16 protein-coding genes and 1 tRNA gene are annotated in these 20501 nt (G+C 56.7%); 4 read left to right on the top strand and 13 right to left on the bottom strand.

Going from position 1 to position 20501, the window contains the following annotated elements; all coding sequences use genetic code 11:
• Positions 1-78: 78 nt before the first annotated feature.
• From fzlA to ACR0FE_RS23180, 5 genes are all read right to left on the bottom strand, one after another.
• Positions 79-744 (bottom strand): FtsZ-binding protein FzlA, encoded by a 666-nt coding sequence (gene fzlA, locus ACR0FE_RS23200; protein ID WP_170808350.1) that lies wholly within the window; start codon positions 742-744, stop codon positions 79-81.
• A gap of 58 nt (positions 745-802) precedes the next feature.
• Positions 803-1537: a monofunctional biosynthetic peptidoglycan transglycosylase gene (gene mtgA, locus ACR0FE_RS23195; protein ID WP_480915505.1), complete on the bottom strand. Its 735-nt coding sequence runs from the start codon at positions 1535-1537 to the stop codon at positions 803-805.
• A gap of 130 nt (positions 1538-1667) precedes the next feature.
• Positions 1668-6200 carry a glutamate synthase large subunit gene (gene gltB, locus ACR0FE_RS23190; RefSeq protein WP_480915503.1) on the bottom strand — a complete coding sequence of 1511 codons (4533 nt, stop codon included), beginning with the start codon at positions 6198-6200 and terminating at the stop codon, positions 1668-1670.
• The gene (locus ACR0FE_RS23185; RefSeq protein ID WP_170682587.1) at positions 6197-6631 is read right to left on the bottom strand and encodes a GFA family protein; all 435 of its coding nucleotides are present in this window, start codon (positions 6629-6631) and stop codon (positions 6197-6199) included. Before ACR0FE_RS23185 ends, gltB begins: the two co-directional genes overlap by 4 nt.
• Positions 6632-6660: 29 nt before the next feature.
• A complete protein-coding gene (locus ACR0FE_RS23180; protein ID WP_480915502.1) occupies positions 6661-8094 on the bottom strand; it encodes an NAD(P)-dependent oxidoreductase in 1434 nt (477 codons plus the stop codon).
• Between the two features lie 229 nt (positions 8095-8323).
• On the opposite strand from ACR0FE_RS23180, the gene ACR0FE_RS23175 reads away from it, so the two are divergent.
• On the top strand, positions 8324-9127 hold the full coding sequence (locus ACR0FE_RS23175; RefSeq protein ID WP_480915501.1) for an undecaprenyl-diphosphate phosphatase: 804 nt from the start codon (positions 8324-8326) through the stop codon (positions 9125-9127).
• On the opposite strand, the gene ACR0FE_RS23170 is transcribed toward ACR0FE_RS23175, so the two are convergent.
• Entirely contained in the window at positions 9128-10111 is a 984-nt protein-coding gene (locus tag ACR0FE_RS23170) for a complex I NDUFA9 subunit family protein (protein WP_170617332.1), read from the bottom strand.
• 211 nt (positions 10112-10322) lie between these two features.
• On the opposite strand from ACR0FE_RS23170, the gene ACR0FE_RS23165 reads away from it, so the two are divergent.
• A tRNA-Leu gene (locus tag ACR0FE_RS23165) sits at positions 10323-10409 on the top strand.
• Between the two features lie 352 nt (positions 10410-10761).
• Here ACR0FE_RS23165 and gntH read toward each other — a convergent pair.
• The 5 genes from gntH to ACR0FE_RS23140 all read right to left on the bottom strand — a co-directional run bounded on the left by gntH (position 10762) and on the right by ACR0FE_RS23140 (position 16770).
• A complete protein-coding gene (gntH, locus tag ACR0FE_RS23160; protein WP_170617328.1) occupies positions 10762-12021 on the bottom strand; it encodes a guanitoxin biosynthesis MBL fold metallo-hydrolase GntH in 1260 nt (419 codons plus the stop codon).
• A gap of 369 nt (positions 12022-12390) precedes the next feature.
• Positions 12391-13512, bottom strand: a complete 1122-nt coding sequence (locus ACR0FE_RS23155) for a calcium:cation antiporter (protein ID WP_480915499.1) — start codon at positions 13510-13512, stop codon at positions 12391-12393.
• 14 nt (positions 13513-13526) lie between these two features.
• The gene (locus tag ACR0FE_RS23150; RefSeq protein ID WP_480915498.1) at positions 13527-14789 is read right to left on the bottom strand and encodes an MFS transporter; all 1263 of its coding nucleotides are present in this window, start codon (positions 14787-14789) and stop codon (positions 13527-13529) included.
• A gap of 55 nt (positions 14790-14844) precedes the next feature.
• Positions 14845-15645 carry an efflux RND transporter periplasmic adaptor subunit gene (locus ACR0FE_RS23145; protein ID WP_480915497.1) on the bottom strand — a complete coding sequence of 267 codons (801 nt, stop codon included), beginning with the start codon at positions 15643-15645 and terminating at the stop codon, positions 14845-14847.
• Positions 15646-15696: 51 nt separating this feature from the next.
• On the bottom strand, positions 15697-16770 hold the full coding sequence (locus tag ACR0FE_RS23140) for an alpha/beta hydrolase (protein WP_480915496.1): 1074 nt from the start codon (positions 16768-16770) through the stop codon (positions 15697-15699).
• A gap of 112 nt (positions 16771-16882) precedes the next feature.
• Between ACR0FE_RS23140 and ACR0FE_RS23135 the strand changes: the two genes are divergently transcribed.
• Entirely contained in the window at positions 16883-17896 is a 1014-nt protein-coding gene (locus tag ACR0FE_RS23135; RefSeq protein WP_170617312.1) for an AraC family transcriptional regulator, read from the top strand.
• Between the two features lie 189 nt (positions 17897-18085).
• On the opposite strand, the gene ACR0FE_RS23130 is transcribed toward ACR0FE_RS23135, so the two are convergent.
• Positions 18086-18511, bottom strand: coding sequence for a GFA family protein (locus ACR0FE_RS23130; RefSeq protein ID WP_480915495.1), 426 nt, complete (start codon positions 18509-18511; stop codon positions 18086-18088).
• Positions 18512-18683: 172 nt separating this feature from the next.
• Positions 18684-19997 (bottom strand): serine hydrolase domain-containing protein, encoded by a 1314-nt coding sequence (locus ACR0FE_RS23125; RefSeq protein WP_480915493.1) that lies wholly within the window; start codon positions 19995-19997, stop codon positions 18684-18686.
• A gap of 314 nt (positions 19998-20311) precedes the next feature.
• Here ACR0FE_RS23125 and ACR0FE_RS23120 point away from each other — a divergent pair.
• Positions 20312-20501, top strand: a 190-nt coding sequence (locus tag ACR0FE_RS23120; protein ID WP_480915506.1) for a transposase, incomplete at its 3' end; no start/stop codon positions are given.

The following is a 20501-nucleotide window of genomic DNA, read 5'->3' as shown; positions in this document are numbered from 1 at the left end:
CTGTCCAAAAATATCCTCGGGGGTGAATTGGCCCGACGGGCCAAGAGGGGGCGGAAGGCCCCCTGCGCCCCGACCCTATCAGAAATCCAGATCGGCGTAATGGGGCGGAGGCCGGAATCCCGGCACCTGATCAGCGAGGATGGACCGGAACGCCGGTCGCGATTTGATCTTGGCATACCAGTCCCTGACCGTCTGGCTGCGATTCCAGTCCACGTCCGAGATATAGTCCAGTGCCGACAGATGCGCGGCAGCGGCGAAATCCGCCAGCGTCATCTGATCCCCGGCCAGCCAGCGGCGTTGATCCAGCAACCATGTCATGTAGTCCAAATGGTACTTGATTGCGCGCGCACCTTCCTTGACGCGCTTGCTGTCCGGATAGCCTTCCCCGGTCACTTTCTTGTTGACCCGCTCGTACACCAGTTTCGATGTCACCTCGTGATGAAACTTGTCATCAAACCAGCCGACCAGACGCCTTACTTCATAGCGCGCTTCGGGCGTTTTGGGCATCAGCGCGGGTTCGGGGCGGGTTTCCTCGATATACTCGCAAATCGCCGCACTTTCCGACATCACCTGCCCGTCCAGGCGCAATACGGGAACCTTTCCTGCGGGGTTTCGACGCAGAAAATCCGGATCTTTCTCCCAGTACCGTTCCTCAACCAGTTCCACTTCGATTTTCTTCTCTGCCAGCGACAGACGAACCTTGCGGCAATAGGGGGACAGGGGAACGTGAAACAGGCGCGCCATGAGCTTCCAATCAAAGCAGTGAATACAACCAAGCTTTAGCCTTGAGCAGCCTTGGGTTTCAATCCTCGAAACAATCCGCGCGACCATCTGCGCGGATGGTGGCCGCTCCGTCCCGTATCGCGGCAGCCCGGCGGCGCGTGCGAACCGACGGATCCGCAACGGATCTGTTCCTGGGCGAAGGCAGAATTGCAGCGATCCGCGCGGCCTGAACCGGCGTCAAATTAGCGGCAGATACGTTGAAATGCGTTTGCGCGGCAGCCTCGACCCCGAAAACCCCGTTTCCGGTCTCAGCAACGTTCAGATAAACCTCAAGAATGCGCTGCTTGCTCCAAAATAGTTCGACAATCGGAGTGATCGACGTTTCAAGCGCCTTGCGCACCCAGCTGCGTCCCTGCCAAAGGAACACGTTCTTGACGACCTGCTGCGAAATGGTCGACGCGCCGCGTGCGCCTCCATCTTCCAGCGCGTCCCGGATAGCCTCGATGTCAAAGCCCCAGTGCAGACAGAAATTCGCGTCTTCTGCAGCGACGACCGATCGCGCCATCACCGGGGAAATCTTTTCGATCGGAACCCAATCGCGTTCAACTTTGCCCAACCGGCGCCACTCGGACCAGATTGTATGCGTAATCGGCGGATTGACGACCGAATAGAGCAGCACAAGACCGACCACAAATGCGACACAGGCCAACAACCCACGTGTCAGCCAGCGGCGAATCCGCGATATCGACAGCTTCTTTGACTTTGTTGCCTTTGATTTCCTACCACGCGTTCCGCGCGCTGCTTTTTTTGCCATACCCTTGCTATACGACGCATGAGGCGCGTTTGGAACGGGCTAAATTTCAGCCCCTGTGCCATATGCATGCAAAGGAAAACCCTGCGCGTTTGTGGAAACACGCAGGGTTTTGACCTTGTTTAGGGTCTGTTTACTCCGCCGGAACTGCTGCGATCTCTTCGCTCAGCGGATGGCTGAGTTTATTCAGCATTTCCTTCGGGCACACCTGCAGGAAGTTGGCCTTTTCGACATCCCAGTGTTGCAGGATATCCGCGGCTTTGCGGCTTCCGGTCTCGGCTGCGTGACGTTTGATCAGCGTTTGCAACTGATCGACCCAGTGGCTCACCGTGACCGGACAGGTGACAAGTGTCTCCATGTTCATCAGAAGCTGCGCCTTACCGTCAGGATCGTACAGATAAGCCATCCCTCCGGTCATACCGGCACCAAAATTTGCACCGATGGAACCAAGGATCACGGCAACGCCGCCGGTCATGTATTCACAGCCGTTGGACCCGCACCCTTCGATGACCACCTTGGCACCCGAGTTCCGAACCGCAAACCGCTCACCCGCGCGGCCGGCCGCAAACAGGTGACCGTCGGTTGCGCCGTACAGGACAGTGTTGCCGATAATGGTGTTTTCATCCGCTTTCAGCGGGCTGATCTGCGGCGGACGCACCACGATCGTGCCGCCCGACAGACCTTTGCCTACATAGTCGTTGGCATCACCCGACACTTCCAGCTTCAGACCCGGAGCCGCAAAGGCCCCCAAGGACTGACCGGCCGATCCCTGCAATTTCACGTGAAGATGGTCCGGCTGGAAAGTGTTTCGCATCCCGAAATTCTGCACGATATGACTGGAGACACGGGTGCCCACGGTTCTGTGCGTGTTCTGGATGGCGTAGGACAGCTGCATCTTCTCGCCGTCTTTCAGGAACCGCGCCGCGTCGCGGACAATTTCGGCGTCCAGTGTATCCGGCACTGCGTTCCGATCCTTGTCGCGGTCATACACGATGTCATGCGCGCCATCGACCGTGATCAATAGCGGGTTGAGGTCCAGATCGTCCAGATGCGCCGAACCACGGCTGACCTGCGCCAGCAGATCAGCCCGGCCAATGATGTCATCCACGGACCGCGCGCCCAGGCTGGCGAGGATTTCGCGAACTTCCTGTGCGTAGAAGGTAATCAGATTCACAACCTTGTCCGCGTTGCCCGTGAATTTGGCGCGCAGGCTTTCGTCCTGTGTGCACACACCAACGGGGCAGGTATTCGACTGGCACTGACGCACCATGATACAGCCCATCGCGATCAGGGCGGCAGTGCCGATACCGTATTCCTCGGCCCCCATCATCGCGGCCATGACAATGTCGCGCCCGGTCCGAAGGCCGCCATCGGTCCGCAGGGTGACGCGGTCGCGCAGGTTGTTCATCGCCAGAACCTGATGCGCCTCGGTCAGACCCATCTCCCACGGCAGACCGGCATATTTGATGCTGGTCGCAGGTGAGGCACCCGTGCCGCCGTTGTGACCCGAAATAAGGATGATATCCGCTTTTGCCTTGGCCACACCGGCGGCAATCGTGCCAACGCCCGAGGACGCAACCAGCTTGACCGTCACCTTGCAGCGTGGGTTGATCTGTTTCAGGTCATAGATCAGCTGCGCCAGATCCTCGATCGAGTAGATGTCGTGATGCGGCGGCGGCGAGATCAGCGTCACGCCCTTGGTCGAATGACGCAGGCGCGCAATCAGGTCGGTGACCTTCATGCCTGGCAATTGACCGCCCTCACCGGGTTTCGCACCCTGGGCGACTTTGATCTCCAGTTCTTCACACTGGTTCAGGTATTCGGCGGTCACACCAAAACGGCCCGAGGCCACCTGTTTGATCTTGGCCGACGGGTTGTCGCCATTGGGCTCCGGCACGAAATGCGCCGGATCTTCGCCGCCTTCACCCGAGTCCGACTTGGCGCCAATCCGATTCATCGCTACGTTCAGCGTCTTGTGCGCCTCGGGGCTGAGTGCGCCCAGCGACATGCCCGGCGTGACAAAGCGTTTGCGGATCGAGGTGATCGATTCAACCTCTTCAATCGGGATCGGCATGCCCAGCGGTTTGAAATCCATCAGGTCGCGCAGATGGATCGGCGGGCTCGACTGCATCTTGGCCGAATACTGCTTCCACAGCTCATATGAGGCTCTGTTACAGGCCATTTGCATCATATGCATTGAGGTCGCTTCCCACGCGTGGGTCTCACCCGACTTGCGCGCCTTGTAGAAACCGCCGATCGGCAACACATCCAGACCGCTGTCCCAACCTTTGGCGTGAATCTCCTCGGCCTTGACCCGGATACCATGCACGCCGATGCCCGAGATGCGGCTGGTCATGCCGGGGAAGTACTCGGCCACCATGGCGCGGGACAGTCCCACCGCCTCGAAATTCAGACCGCCACGATACGACGACACCACCGAAATGCCCATCTTGGCCATGATCTTGAGCAGGCCCTGGTCAATTGCCTCGCGGTAACGCGCAACATTTTCGGTCAGCGTGCCATCCAGCAAGCCACGTTCGATCCGGTCGGCCAGCGAATCCTCGGCCAGATATGCATTGACCACGGTGGCGCCACATCCGATCAGCACGGCAAAATAGTGGGGGTCGATGCATTCCGCCGACCGCACATTCAGCGAGCAGAACGTCCGCAAGCCTTGACGGATCAGGTGAGAGTGCACGGCGCTGGTGGCCAGGATCATCGGCATCGCCACCTTGCCCGGACCGGAATACTGATCCGTCAGGACCAGATGCCCGGCGCCCGAGCGCACGGCTTCTTCTGCTTCGGCTCTGACACGGGCCAAAGCGTCACCCAGCGCACCTTCGCCTGGTTCAAATGAACAGTCGATCTCGGCCAGGGTCGCATTGAAATTTTCTGCCAGCTTCTCCCATTGCGTGTTCCCGACAAAGGGGCTTTCCAGCACAATGATCTCGGTCTGGCTGCTGTCTTCGTCCAGCACGTTCTTGAGGTTGCCAAACCGCGTTTTCAGCGACATCACGCGATATTCGCGAAGCGAGTCGATGGGCGGGTTGGTCACCTGGCTGAAATTTTGGCGGAAGAAATGGCTGAGCGGGCGGTATTGCCTGGACAGCACTGCCGAGGGTGTGTCGTCCCCCATCGAGGCCAGCGCCTCTTTTCCATCCTCGGCCATTGGTGCCAGTATCTGCTCCAATTCCTCGACCGAATACCCGGCCGCGATCTGCCGCTTGCGCAGTTCCTCGCCGGTGAACAACGGACGTTCGGTGACGCCTGCCAAAGTGGCATCAAGATCGTTGATCTTGCCGACCCACTCGCCAAACGGCAGCGCGCGGGCCAGTTTGTTCTTGATCTGAGTGTCGCGGAACAGTTTGCCCTTTTTCATGTCCACGGCCAGCATCTGCCCAGGACCCAATGCACCTTTTTCGACCACAGTCGCCTCGTTGATCGGCACCATGCCAGCCTCTGATCCGGCGATGACCAGACCATCGCCCGTCACCACATAGCGCATCGGGCGCAACCCGTTCCGATCCAGACCGGCGCAGACCCAGCGGCCATCAGTCATGGCCAGCGCGGCAGGGCCGTCCCATGGCTCCATCACCGAGTTGCAGTAGGAATACATGTCGCGCCACGCCTGCGGCAGTTCGACCGCCTGCTTGGACCAGCTTTCAGGCACCAGCATGGTTTTCGCCATCGGGGCCGAGCGGCCCGCGCGCACCAGGACCTCAAAAACAGAGTCTAATGCAGCCGAATCCGACGATCCGCCTGCAATGATCGGCTTGATGTCTTCGGCATAGTCGCCAAAGGTGCCGCTGGCCATGCGGATCTCATGGCTTTTCATCCAGTTGATGTTGCCCTTCAGCGTGTTGATCTCGCCATTGTGGGCCAGCATGCGGAAGGGTTGGGCCAGCCACCATTGCGGGAAGGTGTTGGTGGAATAGCGCTGGTGGTAGATCGCGAACGCCGATTCAAAACGCTCGTCCATCAGATCGGGATAGAAAACAGCCACCTGTTCGGCCAGCATCATGCCTTTGTAGATGATCGAGCGGCAAGACAGCGAGGCCAGGTACAGGCCGGAAATCCCGGCCGCCATTGCCGCCTTTTCGATGCGGCGACGGATCACGTACAGCTCACGCTCGAACGTCTCTTCGTCCACACCCTTGGAATTCGATATCAGGATCTGTTCGATCTCGGGCCGTGTCGCGTTGGCTTTGTCACCCAGACAGGTCACGTCAACCGGCACGTGACGCCAACCATAGATGTAATAACCCATGCGCAGAACTTCGGTTTCCACGATGGTCCGGCAACGCTCCTGCGCGCCGAAATCAGTACGCGGCAGAAAGACCTGACCAACGGCGATCAGTTCTTTCAGGTTGGGCTCGTGACCGGTGCGCCGAATTTGGTCATAGAAGAATTGAACCGGGATCTGCACATGGATACCCGCGCCGTCACCTGTTTTGCCGTCGGCATCCACGGCGCCGCGGTGCCAGATCGCCTTGAGCGCATCGATTCCGGCATCCACAACCTTGCGGCTTTTCTTGCCGTCAACGGAAACAACAAGGCCGACACCGCAGGAAGAATGCTCTTCTTCCTCGGAATATAGACCGTTTTCCGCCAGCCATTTGCGTTTGGCCTCTTCGGCCCGCACCCAATCGGCATCATATTTGGTCATTGATTGTCTCCTTCTTCCGGCTGGGCAAACATGGCTTCGACCTCGGCTGTGGTCATTTGCTTGCGCTCGCCTGCAAACGCGTACCCATCGGGCTTTTTGTCGATAAAAAGTTCCAGTTGCAGCTTGTGGCCCGTATCTTCGAACAGGCCCGCCGCCATCTGTGTATGTCCGTGCAACTCGCCCGGCAGGGTGATCCGGTACCAAAGTGCCGAACCGCAATCCGCGCAGAAAGCACGCTCGGCCCAGTCGGACGATGCATAAGTCTTTACAGGCCCCAATGCCGCGTAACCGGATTCAGCCTGAAAAGTCATCAGCATCGAACTGGTCCAACGGCGGCATTGATCGCAGTGGCATGCGCCCAGCGATTCCTTCGCCGGAGTAGCGGTCACTGTGACCGCGCCGCACATACATTGGCCTTGCAATTCGGGCATTCTGACCCTCCTGTCGCTGGGCTGTCAGGTTATTCGGCTGCAACGGCAGCCCTGCTGTTGAAACGCTCGATAATCGCGTCGGCGCAGTCGCGACCATCCCGGATCGCCCATACGACCAGCGAGGCACCGCGTACGATGTCTCCGATGGCATAGACGCCGTCCATCTCGGTCTCACCCGTCTGGAACGCGGCCTTGACGGTGCCCCAGCGGGTTACGGGCAGGTCGGGCTGACCAAACAGTGTGGGCAGGTCTTCAGGTTCGAACCCCAGCGCCTTGATGACCAGATCGGCCTCTTCGACATAGTCTGCGCCTTCGATCACTTCGGGGGCCTGACGGCCCGAAGCATCGGGTTGACCCAGACGCATCTTCTGCACCATCACGCCAGAGACCTTGTCGTCACCAGTGAACCCTTTCGGCGCGCTCAGCCACTCGAACACCACGCCTTCTTCCTCGGCATTCTGGGTTTCACGCTGCGAGCCGGGCATGTTCGCGCGATCGCGGCGGTACAGACATTTGACCGAGGTCGCGCCCTGACGGATCGAGGTCCGAACGCAGTCCATTGCGGTATCCCCACCGCCAATGACCACGACTTTCTTGCCGTCGGCGTTCAGACGACCGTTGTCAAAATCCTCAACCGCGTCACCAAAGCTCTTGCGGTTCGAGGCAGTCAGGAAGTCGATGGCTTTCTCGATCCCGCCCAGACCACTGCCCGGCATGGAAAGATCGCGGGACTTGTAAACGCCGGTCGCGATGATCACGACGTCATGCCTGGCGCGGATTTCTTCGAATTTGTCCGCATCAACGTCACAGTTCAGCTCGAACGCGACCCCACCGTCGGCCAGCAGATCATTGCGGCGCTGAACGATGTCCTTTTCCAGCTTGAAACCCGGGATACCGTACATCAACAGGCCCCCGGCCCGGTCATAACGATCATAAACCGTCACTTGAACACCTGCACGGCGCAGCATGTCGGCTGCAGCCAAGCCACCGGGGCCACCACCAATGATTCCGACACTTTCGCTGCGCTCGGCGCCCGGCGCGACCGGCTTTACCCAGCCTTTGTCCCAGGCCGTGTCAGTGATGTATTTTTCGATCGTACCGATGGTGACAGTTCCGTGGCCGGATTGTTCAATCACGCAATTACCTTCACACAGGCGGTCCTGCGGGCAGATTCGGCCGCAGATTTCAGGGAAGGTGTTGGTCGCCTGGCTGGTCTGATAGGCCTCTTCCAGGCGTCCGGTTGCGGTCAGGCGCAGCCAATCCGGAATATTGTTGTGCAGCGGACAATGCGACTGACAATAGGGAACACCGCACTGGCTGCAGCGACTGGCCTGCTCGACCGCCTTTTCGGCAGCAAACTCGGCATAAATCTCGGAAAAGTCTTCCTTGCGGTCATCAGCGGCACGCTTTTTGGGCATGACGCGGTCGATCTGCACAAATTTCAGCATCGGTTGCTTGGCCACGGGTCGGACTCCATGAATTGGCTAGGTCGGTTTTCTTTAAGAGATCGCAGGTCGGATGAAAAGTCAATTGTACTGACCTATTTTACGAAATTCGCACGCAGTGGTGAAAAAATTCTGGGAGTTTGTTAGATTTTAGAACCGATTCGGACCTATCTGCCTGCTTTTCTTTTCTTCATCACGCTTATACCCATTGTTCATAACGAAAACACGGCAGCGTCACGGCGGGCGGATGAGCATTTTTCAATTGATTCTTGCGGCGATTATTCAGGGAATAACCGAATTTCTGCCGGTTTCCTCTTCGGGGCACCTGATCCTGCTGCCCAGCCTTACCGGGCTGGATGATCAGGGCCTGGCCATCGATGTGGCCGTGCATGTCGGTACATTGGGCGCTGTTGTTCTGTATTTCTGGACAGATGTTATACAGGCCTTCGCCGGACTTCCCCGAGCACTAAGCGGCCGACTTGATACGCCGCAATCCAGGCTGGCCGCCGGGTTGATCATTGCGACGATCCCGACGGTCATGGTTGGCGCTGTCCTTTACCTGACCGGTCTCAACCAAAGCCTTCGGTCCATCGCTGTGATCGGCTGGACCATGCTTGGATTTGGCCTACTGCTGTACTGGATGGACCAAAAAGGACCTCAGTCCAAACACGCCGGTGACTGGAGCCTGCGGGATGCGGCGATCATGGGCCTGTGGCAGGTGCTGGCCCTGATCCCGGGCACGTCAAGATCCGGGATCACGATCACGGGCGCACGCCACCTTGGCTACACGCGGGAGGATGGCGCGCGGATCGCCATGCTAATGTCGATCCCGACGATCCTTGCCTCGGGGACACTGCTGTCCGTAGACGTGATCCGAAACGCGGACGCGCAACTGGTCAAAGACGGCGCAATTGCGGCGGCCTTCGCGTTCTTTTCCGCGCTCCTTGCCCTCAGCCTCATGATGCGCCTTTTGCGCAGCGTCAGCTTCACGCCCTACGTCATCTATCGTGTCGTTTTGGGCGTGATACTGCTGGCAATCGCCTACAGTTGATCAGATCCGCAGGTTTCCGGCCGAATTCTGAATGTCGTCATATTGACCGGCCGGGCGGAATTTCCACAAATAATCCGGAAGAACCGACTCAAGTGTTGCAGGCTCAATCCCGAGGTCTGGGAAAGACTTCACACCATCCGAAACAACATTGTCGTGGCGCAGGTTCTTCAGCTGATCACGTGTCAGGATCGTATTTGGAAACAGCTGAAAGCTGACAAACTTCACAATATCCAGAACTCCGGCCATGATACGCGCCGCAAAGAATGGCAACCCGATAATGATGCGCTTCCGGTGGATAACCCCCAGCATCTGTTGCATCAGCTCACGGAACGATTTGACCTCGGGACCGCCAAGTTCGTAAATACCCGCGTCTGCCCGACCCAGAATGCCCAAAACAGCGGCCTTGGCCACGTCATCGACATAAACCGGCTGAAACCGTGTTTCTGCACCGGCCAGGGGTAGAAATGGCCCAAGGCGCGCCATGCCGGCAAAACGGTTGAAGAACTGATCTTCGGTCCCGAAAATAACGGATGGGCGCAATATCACGGCATCCGGCATATGGGCCAGAACGGCCGCCTCGCCTTTGGCCTTGGTTCTCGAATAGACGCTGTCCGCCTCCGCATCCGCACCAATTGCCGAGATGTGAACCATCCGGGCCACACCCTGTTCCGCAGCCAGCCGCGCGATCCGTTCCGCGCCCTCAGCCTGCACTTCGTCGAACGTGTTTTTACCCAGCTCGTTCAGAACCCCAACACAGTTGACGACGGCATCGGCACCTTTCATGGCCAGGGCCACCGAGGCATCATCGCGAATATTGCACAGGATCGGCTCGACCTGCCCCACTGCACCATACGGCTTGACGAACATCGCCTCGTTCGGGCGCCGCACCGCGACCCGAACACGCCACCCCTGAGCCGCCATACGGCGCGCAACGTAGCGACCTACGAATCCCGATCCACCATAAATCGTGACCAGTTTGGACATGAAACGGCTCCTGCTAAATGGGTCCTGATCCGATCTATCGCCCCAGAGCACTGCAAACAAGGCACAATAACGCCGCGCCCCGGCGATAAATCCATTTCAGTGCGGCACCTGTCCCGGGCCTCGGATGCGCGCATCAAAAAACTTTCAAAAAACTTCCCGAATCCTGTTGACGCCCCCCGCCTGTAGGCTTAAACGCCCCTCCACGACACCTGCCCAGGTGGCGGAATTGGTAGACGCGCTAGCTTCAGGTGCTAGTGTCCGTATGGACGTGGAGGTTCGAGTCCTCTCCTGGGCACCATAACACAAGATAAAATGCTGTAATTTAATGTTTTTCAGAGCAGTAGCTTGTGTATCCCCTGTTTTTTTGTTGATGGATGTGAGCCCAAATTTTCTTGCCATCGTTTCCGTTGATACGCATTCTTCTAGTAAGATTGATGATAGTAAATGTTGGTATTTGTTGGAGTTAGGGCTGTGAAAATGTCCCAACTTTAACGGGCAACCCGACCTAAGTTTAATACCTAATAACGATGCTAGGCTCCGACGGCAGCTTTCATGAACAACGGACGTTTATCGAAATTGGGCGACTGACCGAGTTGCGGACAAAGCCGACCTCGGTACTTCCAATTCTTTGGGGTGCTCGGACGCCTTATTCACTCTTGGAAGGGAATGCTGGTATAGGCTCCGACTTCGTCATTTCCTGTGCGTTCGTTGAATGCTCTGATCATTTCGTTTGTAGCTTTGGCCGCTTCGCGGTCCATGCTCTCGAGATCAAATTCGGAGAACGGGAACTCTGCAGCTGAGTCAGGCGGTTGCTTGGGCATTTGCACTGGTGCCGGGAAAGACTCTTCGTTGGGCACTCCTTGGCGAGTACGAATACTATCTTTGGTTACGTTCCAGGTCATGAAGTCAGCCGCCAAGTCCAATGGCCCGTCATATGTCTCTCGTATTGCTGAATAGACAGCCAGCGCAATGTCATGATCGTTTTGGAAGTGGTAACAAACCGCCAATCTTGGTTCAGTTTCAGACATGATCTTACCGAATGCTTGTGCGGAAGTGTGCCCCTGAGAGCCCACAAAAATTGCTTCGGAAGGCGCAAACCCATATTTCTCGATCATGAATTCGGGAGGGGTGAAGCACTCATGGATTGCAAGGTCCGCACCCGCCGCATGCTCTCTCCACCATCGTGTCGGAAGCGTATCAGACGAAAAAGCAAATTTTAGTCCGTTCCATTCAAGCAGAAAACTCACTGCTTGTTCACCATGTATGGCCGGCAGGGTTCTGACCTGAACACCGTTTTCGTCAAAAATGACGTTATTTACGATTTTCCAATCGAATTCGTTGACCTCAAGTTGTAACCCTCGGGGATCGACCGCCGCCCCACGAGTCGCTTCTTCCCATGCCCACATTTTCTTCATGTGATCTGCCCAAGACTTTGTTCCCCACTCAGGTTTGATGCCTTCGGGTCCCCAAAGACGAACAGGCGTTAGGCGGTTGTTTACGGGACCGGTGAAGTAAAATGCCGGAAAATCACCAGCGTGATCTAAGTGCAGGTGACCCAAGAAGACTTTATCCAACTGATCCAGTGGAATCCCAAGCGCCATGATCCGTTCATAGGATCCCTCTCCCATGTCGAAGATGAACTTTTCGCCATTACCCAATTCAACTAAGAAACATGCCGCAGCTTGCTTTAGGCGCGGCTGAGGCATACCGGTTCCACAGGCAACAACTCGCATTTCGTCAGGACCAAGAGACTCGGTTCCCGGATAATAAACAGTTTGGTTAGGAAACGGCTCGGTCCTCGACCATTGGGATGGATCATTGCTCTGCGCGACCACAGTGTTTGCCGAAGCCAAAAAAACCGTAGATATGAACGCCAAAATACAGTTTTTATTTTGCGCGGAAAAAGCCATTGCAATTGCCTCCGATCAGGGTCAACTGGAATTTTAAACAGTCTGAAGCCGATTCATAATAGGATCGCAGATTTTGAATGCGTCTGGCAAGGTTTCAAGAAATTGCCGGATTTGCGGCATGGTTTTCTTTTGATTTTAGTTGCTGCTTTGGGCTCGGTGCAGTCATTCGCTCAATCATGACGAACGTCCGCAATGCGGACAAAGCTGCCGATAAGTCAGCTTGTTAGGATTTATGAAAACGGCCCAAAGCGGACCTTCACGCGTCGGGCAGTGAAGGTCCGAATTAGCGACAATAAACTCGGTCTGGTGCAAGATGCCGCCAGTGAAGGGCTGCCTTTTAAGCTCAACCAACGCAACTTAAACCTACGGTCATGAGTCGAATATCAGGAACACATAAGTCATGAAGGCGGCCAGATGAACGACACCCTGAAACGCATTGGTGCGGGTTCCGACAAAGGTCAGGATGCTGATCCCTATTGTCAGGGCCAGGAGCACGATTTCCGCGCCGCCGAGCCCAAGTTCGATGGGAAGCGCAACAAAATGTGCCGCGATCAGCACAGCGGGCACTGTTAGGCCAATGGTTGCCAAAGCCGACCCCAGACAGATGTTCACGGCCCGTTGCAGTTTGTTGGCCCGCGCAGCGTCCAGCGCGGCGAGGGCTTCAGGTGTCAGGATCATGGCGGCAACCAGAAAGCCACCCAACGCGACAGGTGCGCCAAATTCCAGCAATTTGAAATCGACAAACAGCGCCAGTTTTTTGGACATCAAAACCAGGGGCAACATCGCCAGCACCAACCAAAGAACATGGAAACCGATGCTTTTGGTTTCCAGATGATGCGCATCCGAGCCACCGGTTGTTGGCAGGTCTTCCTCAGGCTGTCGAAAAATCTCGGGTTTGCCGGCGGTTTGGTAGACGAGGAAAATCCCATAGAGCACCAAGGACATGGCGATCATGAAGACAGTTTGCAGAGCCGACAGACCACCGCCCGGGGCGGATATGGTGAAGCTTGGCAAGACGAGGCTGACGATGGCCACTGGCAACAGCACCACAAGGTAGGCATTAGCACCCGAGAGGTTGAACACCTGCAGCCCGTGCCGCAGCCCCCCAATCAGCAGGCTGAGACCAACCAATCCGTTCATGACAATCATCAACACGGAAAACATAGTGTCCCGAGCCAGTGTCGGGTTGTTGTCCCCGGTCAGCATAACAGCTGTGATCAGAGCCACTTCGATGCCGATCACCGACAATGTCAGGATCAATGTGCCATAAGGCTCGCCAAAGATGACGGCCAAGCACTCGGCGTGGTGCACCACGCGGAAGACCGCGGACAGCATCACCCCAAAAATACCGCCCAGCAGTAGCCAGGACATGCTGGAACCCATGGCCGTTGGCTTGATGACGTCGCCGGCGAAGGTCATGGCAAAAAATACGAGCCAGATGAGCAGAGTGGCTTTTTCTGCGCGAAAGAGGTTTGTGGAGGGGGTGGTCATGGTGGTCTCCTACCTTACCGTTTCTGGGTGGGGACGGACTTGAGGCTGGTGGTTTCGGTCGCCTTAAAGTGGGTTTGTTCCGCTCTGGCAGCCGGGGCCACTGTTTTGATCCTGAATGCGGTGAAGCCCGCGAAGGCGGCCATCGCAAACACAAGCGTCCAGCCCATGACCGCATCGCCAAATACCGCCGAAAGCGCGCTGGTCATGAGAGGGCCTGCAATGCCGCCGATGGTGAAGACAAACAGCATTGTGACAGCACTGGACGCGACATAGACGGGCACAGTGCGGTCCATCGCGTGAGCCAAAAGCAGCGAGTAGAGGGTGAGCATCGATCCGCCCAGGAGGATCAATCCGGCGAGCATTGCAATGTAAAGTGGTGTGCCCACGATGGCTGAGTAGCGCGCACCGTCGCCAGTGGCGAAAGTGGCGAAGGCCGCAAGGGCGCCGGTTGCGACTGTCGCCGTCACTACAATGACGCGGCGCCGATCCATGCGGTCTGACACAAATCCAAGCGGATAGAGAAACAGGATACGCCCGACGTAAATAGCAGCGATGCCAATAGCCACATCCGTGGCATCAATGCCAATGACAGCCGCCCGATACGGCACAACATTCATGAACACTGTGGACACGATACCAACGGTGAGCGCGCCGAGAGCGGCAGTGGGTGCGTCTTGAAACAGAGCCTTGAAGCGTACATTCGCCCGTTCTTTGCCCTCGGGCGGCGTGCTGGGCGTCGCGGCGATCACCACAATTGCCAGACAGTAGAGCAAGGACATCAGCACAAAAGACTGGTTCAGGTCGTCGGGTGTAACGATGACGAGAACCTGACTGAGAACCGACATCAACCCGAGGACAATGGCAAACACGGCAAGCAATCGGCCCCGCGATTTTTCGTCGACGGTTTCGCTGATCCAGGCGTCACCGATGGCAAAAAGGCCCGCGGTTGCAACGCCGGTCATCAGGCGCACGATTAGCAGCGTGGGCTCGTTCTCAGTCACGGAAAAAAGCAGGGCGGCAGCGGTGCATATGGCCGCCCCCGCAGAAAATGCACGAATATGTCCAATGCTGGTGATCCAGCCTGCAATATAGAAACAGCCGATCAGGAACCCCAACGAGTAAGCAGCGGGCGCCAGCGCGGCGATTTCCTGAGACGCGCCGGTTTGGGCAAAATAGAGCGCGACGATGGTGCCCGATGCCGCAGTCACCAGCTGTATCGCCGCGACCGCGATAAACAGGTATTTCAGGGTGTGGATTTGATCGCTGAACCGGGCCATGGAACTGCTCCAGGAAAGAGAGGAAAAGTGGGCCGCGCCTGACGCGCGACCTGCTTTAGTTTGAAAAGCTGACTTTGACTTCGACGTTCAAACCGGGAATAAGGCCGCGCTCAAGATTTGGGATTTCCGCCCAGATGCGCAGGGTTTCGTTCGCGGCCAGCACGCTTTCAGCAAAAAGCACGCGGCCACCCTGTGCCAGTGGCTGAACGTCACCTGGCAAATGCAAGTCGACCTGAAAGCGCTCCATCAGGGCACTCAGGCCCTCTGGCGTCGACTGGTCCAGCGCGATCAGGGATTTGTACGGCATTCCGTATACGACGCGGACCGTGTCTGTGTGCACAATCTGCGCCAGCGCTTGACCGTTTTCTGTGTCCAGATAGGTGCCCACCTGTTTGTGGGCGAGCCCAATTTGCCCCGAAATCGGCGCTCTGATCTGTGTCGAAGCCAGCTCAAGCTCTGCCAATGCACGGTGCGCCTGCGCCTCTTGCAACGCCACCTTGGCCAGTATCAGCCGGTCCGTAGCGTCTTGAACGGCCAGTTCGGAAACCACATCGCGCGTGCCAAGTTTCGCCTGCCGTTGCGCCACGGCCTCCGCTGTTGCCAATTCGGCCTCACGACGGCTTTCGACCGCACGGCTGGCGGCAAGCTTTTGTTCGTAAGCCGGGGCCGCAATTTCAAACAGTAATTGGCCTTTCTCAACCGTATCACCCGGCTTGAAATGCACCGCCGCGAGGATGCCGCTCACCGAATTGGCCACCAGAGCGCTCTCACTGGCCTCTATCCGTCCGGTAAATGTCTCTGCGGCGAGCATGTTGGTGAACTCTTTCACAGGCTCTGCGTGGGCACTGTGTGTCATCAGAAGACCCAACAACAGAAGCGGGAGTTTTGCAAAAACGGTCATGGTTGGTCACTCGAGATGCAGGTCAAAGAAGGTGTTGAGCTCACGCCAAGCGTCATAAGTCTCCGGCGCGTTCACGAAGAAACCTGCCATGTAGTCGCCGTGTGACTGGCCGTCGTAGACATGCAGATCGGCGGCAACCCCGACAGCGCGCAGGGCGCGGTGCATGCGCACCGTGTCGCTCAGCAACAGGTCGCGTGTGCCGGTCAGAAGAACCGTCGGCGGCAGGTTGTCCAGATTGGCGTAGATCGGGGACAGTCGCGGATCGGTGCGGTCGGTACCGTCAGCATAAATGTCAAACGTGCCTTCAATCACACCTTCGCGGGCGCCAAGCGGATCAAGACCCTGCAACGTGATCCAGCTGTCCGACGTCTGCGCCAGATCCACAGCGGGCGTGCCGGCCATAATGGCTCCAGGCAAAGGGGTGCCCATGTCGCGTAGTTGTAAAACCGTCGACAACACCAGGTTGCCCCCAGCAGAGGTGCCAAACATCGCCACTTTGGCTGGGTCATGGTCCTTGATAACTTGCTGCCACACGGCGATCACATCATCTGTTGCGGCAGGAAACGGATGCAGCGGTGGGCGGCGATAGTCGACAGACACCACCTCAACACCCAAACCATGCGCCATCCAGATCGCTTCGGCCATGGCGGCCTCACCACCATTAAAGACAAAGGCCCCGCCGTGCACGTGCACAAAAACGGTGTCCGCCCACCGGGGATCAATAGTAGTTGGCGTGACACGGTAGGTGGTCACCCCCGCCACGTTCTCGATGGCGAATTGAGCGCCGGTCATCTCAAGCAAACGTGCGACTCCTTGCAGGGAGGCAGCGTCAAACTCGGCTTGCAACGTAAGCCATTGCTCGGTGGAGGATGGCGTTTCGGCATGCGTTCCAACTTGACGGCTTTCGATGAGCCCGGCCAATTCCGGGGACACGCCCGCAGGAACCGGTGCGGTCCGCGCCGCCATTGGCAGACCTTCAATCACGGGCTTTGCGCTGTCTGCGGTGGCGACCGCAGGCACCGAAAGAGCCGCAATCAGTGCGCTTGTCAGAACAACTTTCAGGACGGAACGGCGTTTCATGTTTGGTCTCCAACTTTCAGTTTTGGTCATTCGTTTTGCTAAACTGGAGGTAATTTGAGGGGGGAGGCCGCGCCACTTCCAAAAGTGATCATTTCACGACAAACTGTCCGTCATGGACACGGTTTTGCAAAGCACCTTGGCGTTTCGCCCCGCGCTTCATGGGCTTGACCAAATTGCATCGCCGCGGGTGTCCGAACATGCGCTGAAAGAAGCCGGGCTGTCGCGAGCGGTAATGGAAGACCCGACGGTGTTCCTCCCCTATCGGCTTCAGGCGCGGTTCATGCAAGCCGCCAGTCTGAAGATCTCCGAAAAACACATCGGCGCCTATATCACGCAAGACTTCGATTACGCCTCCTTTGGGGCCTACGCAGACTATGTGCTCGGCGCGCCGAAACTGGATGTGGCCCTGGCGCGGGCCGAAAGAATCCTGCCGTTCCTGCAACGAGGGTCAGTTATGCGCACCCGCGTGGTTGGCGATCATTTTGTGCTTGGGTTTGATGCCATGCTCGGCGGAATCGCCGGGGCAAATTTGATCGATCAGGACCTGCCGTTTGTGCTGCAGTCTGTGGTGCGCGAGTTCTGTGGACGCCGCTGGCGGCCGAGCTGGGTTGAGATGCCAGAGGTGAACCGAGGCACCGAAACCGCGCTGCAGTACATCTACAATGCAGAGGTGCGCGTGGGGGGATCCGCAGCCAGCATTGCGATCCCTCTGTCAGAAATCGAAACCCCTAATCCGCGGACAACCGATGAGAGGCTGGCGATGACGTTGGCAGGCATCCGCGATGTGCGGTCGCGGCAAACGCCCTCGACCACCAAAGAGGTGGTTGGGAACGCCTTGCGCGCGCAACTCGCCATGGGGCACGCCGACATCGAAACGGTGGCGGCCACATTGGGTGTCAGCGTACGCAAGCTGCAACGGCAACTCACTGCGGAGAACACCAGTTTCAAAGAGATCCGTGTGGCTGAACAGACAGATCGAGCCAGGTCGCTGCTGTCGGGCACTGACCTTTCTGTCGCGGAGGTTGCCTTCAATCTTGGGTTCAGCGAGGTCAACAGCTTCCGCCGCACATTTGCCAGCTGGTTTGGAATTTCACCATCTAAGTTTCGCGAATTGAGCGGTACGTAGGTAGCAAGGCCTCAATGGAGCGAACATTGGCGCAATGCGCAGCGAAGGTTCAGTTTCCGCCCAAAACGACAAATGCTAAGCCCATCACCTAAGTCGCCTTTAGGCTCGGTACCTCCATTCGCTGCATACGATGTGAGCGACTGCTTTGCGGACACAGCTGCCATATGGAAAGTCTGATGACTTACCCTTCTACCGATATCCGTCTGGGCCCTTAGGGGTATATAGTAATGTGCCTTCAAACGCGTCGAGATCATCCGTCATTTGCAGCCAAGGCAACTTGCTTTGCTTGTTAACGTGAAAAGTCGGTTTAAAATTTTCCGGGTTTTCGAGCGACGCAGCGTAGAGGTGCATGCCACCCGGATAGTGATCGGCTTCAAATCCAATGGGTGACCCACACTTCCCGCAAAAGTGCCTGAAAACACCTTTGCAACTTTCATAAGTGTGAGGTTTATCACCGGTCCATTCAAAGTTCTCTATCGGCACGCCGAACCAAGCGACCACCGGTGCCGCACAATTCCGACGGCAGTCATCACAGTGGCAATAGCATGCCCATGTTTGTTCACCGTGGTAGACCCAGCTTGTTTTTTTACACAGACAATACCCGCGCGTCGCCATTCGATTTTCCTCTAAACCTCCGGGGAACATAGGACGCAGGCGGGTTTTTAGTTGGATGTTTTGGACGTTTCATCAGCAGAAAAACATCGGAACTCAAGGTCAATTTAAGGCTCGAGGCAGACGTTCGCTCAATTCCACTCAATGACTGCGATGCGGACTGTCCCCTGTAGCTTCAATCTTCCGCCAAGTAATCGTTGATTGCGTCAATCGCCGCGTATGTGAAATCATCGTAGAACGCGCCTGTCGACTGAGGTTGGGAGGCTTGCCTGATGAAAGCCGTATTGTTAGCCCGATCAATGTAAATCCACTGACCGTGAATGCCGAGCGCGGTGAAGGCTTCACGGCCTTCGTTGTGACGCACCCACCATTGTGCACGATAGCTACCTTCTCCATCGGGCATTTCGTTGACATTGGGACCATTCGTCCAGGCGTCTCTATCACCCCCTGTTTCCAACGCTTCGATTACGGCCTCAGGTACGACGACTTCGCCGTTCACCATTCCATCATTCAGCATCATGGCAGCAAATCGTGCCAAGTTGTGCGGTGTTGCATTCAGTCCACCGCCAGCAAACAGGGTGCCATTTTGATCAAGCAAAACGTAGGTCTCACCTTCAGCGCCGACCTTCTCCATTAGTTCTGTGAGTTGGTCAAAGAAAGACTGATCTGTCACACGATTGGTGACCCAGTTGACCACGTCTGTTTTGGGGGTTTGGTAGTGAAACACTTCTCCATGCGCATGTTCTGGATCAATGTCCAGGGTCGGCAAATACCCATAAATGCTGTCAGGCAAGTCCTCTCCAGGGTTGGAGGGAAGCAGGCCAAGAACGCGTCCATACTGCTGGATACCGGAATTGGGGTCAGCATATTCTTCCGTAAATGCCATAGAATTAGTCATATCCAGAGCTTGGCCAAAGGTTGCTTCTCCAAAAGCTCCAGAGGGTGCCAGTTCCGGAATGATTTCTTTCAAAGGAGCGTCTTCTTGAACAAACCCTGCATCGACGGCCATCAAGCCAAAGAGACCTGCAAAGGACTTTGTCACCGACATCATTTGATGCGGTTGATCGGCATGCATTCCGTTCAGATATCTTTCAAAGACAATTGTGTCGCCCCTCAGAACTAAAAACGCATCTGTGTAAGTTTGCTCTAGGAAGTCATCGAGACCGACATTCTCGCCATCTGGATGGGCGATACTCAGTCTTTCAATCCCTCCATCTGGAGAGACCCTTAGCTTGCGTGGCTCCGTGGAGGGAGGGATGTTCGCCGAAGGATAGAATTGGCGCATGTTTTGGTAGGACCAGCGATTGTATGGTACGCCAAACAACGCGTTATTACGAGTGACACGCTTGTCGGCTGGAGGCGGAAAGCCCTGCATAAGACCGAGTTCATTATGTGTGGCGTAGGGATTGTCTCCATGCTCATCGGCTGACGAAGAAGTCGCTGAAATGGCAATAATTGCAACTGTTGTGGCAAGCGTTTTGATTAACATATTTTTGAACCCTCCCAAGATGAAATTAACACATCAGGTTTTTTGAACGTTCGCAACTTTCTTGCGCGAGCAACTCTTGAGGAATTGAAAAATGAAAGTCCGTTCTGGGCTCGGAGCGGTCATCTGAGTGTTTCTGTCGGACGACAGCTTTGCCGCGCTGAGTGATCTTTGCCGTGGTCAATTCCATTCTATGCCACATCGTGGTTCAATGTGGCAGGAGGATTGGCCGTGTGGCATTTGCCCTGGCTCGAGGCTCTGTTGCACAAAACGCGTGAGGGATTCATCTTGTGAATCCAGCGTGGTAGCTGGGATGCATTAGCAGACCTACACCCCCAACCTACAGGACCAAGAACTGGCCAGCCTATAACGAAGCGCTCAAGCGCCGGGGTTCGCTGACGATCTGGTTCGACCCTGAGATGAGCTGGGATGGCGCGCCGACAGGCAGGCGTGGCCGCCAGCAGATCTACAGCGACGCCGCTATACAGACGTGCCTTTCGATGAAGG

This window comes from Ruegeria sp. K7, assembly GCF_056531785.1.
Note: the sequence above shows the minus strand (reverse complement) of the source record. Positions and strands in the feature narration are given on the sequence as shown.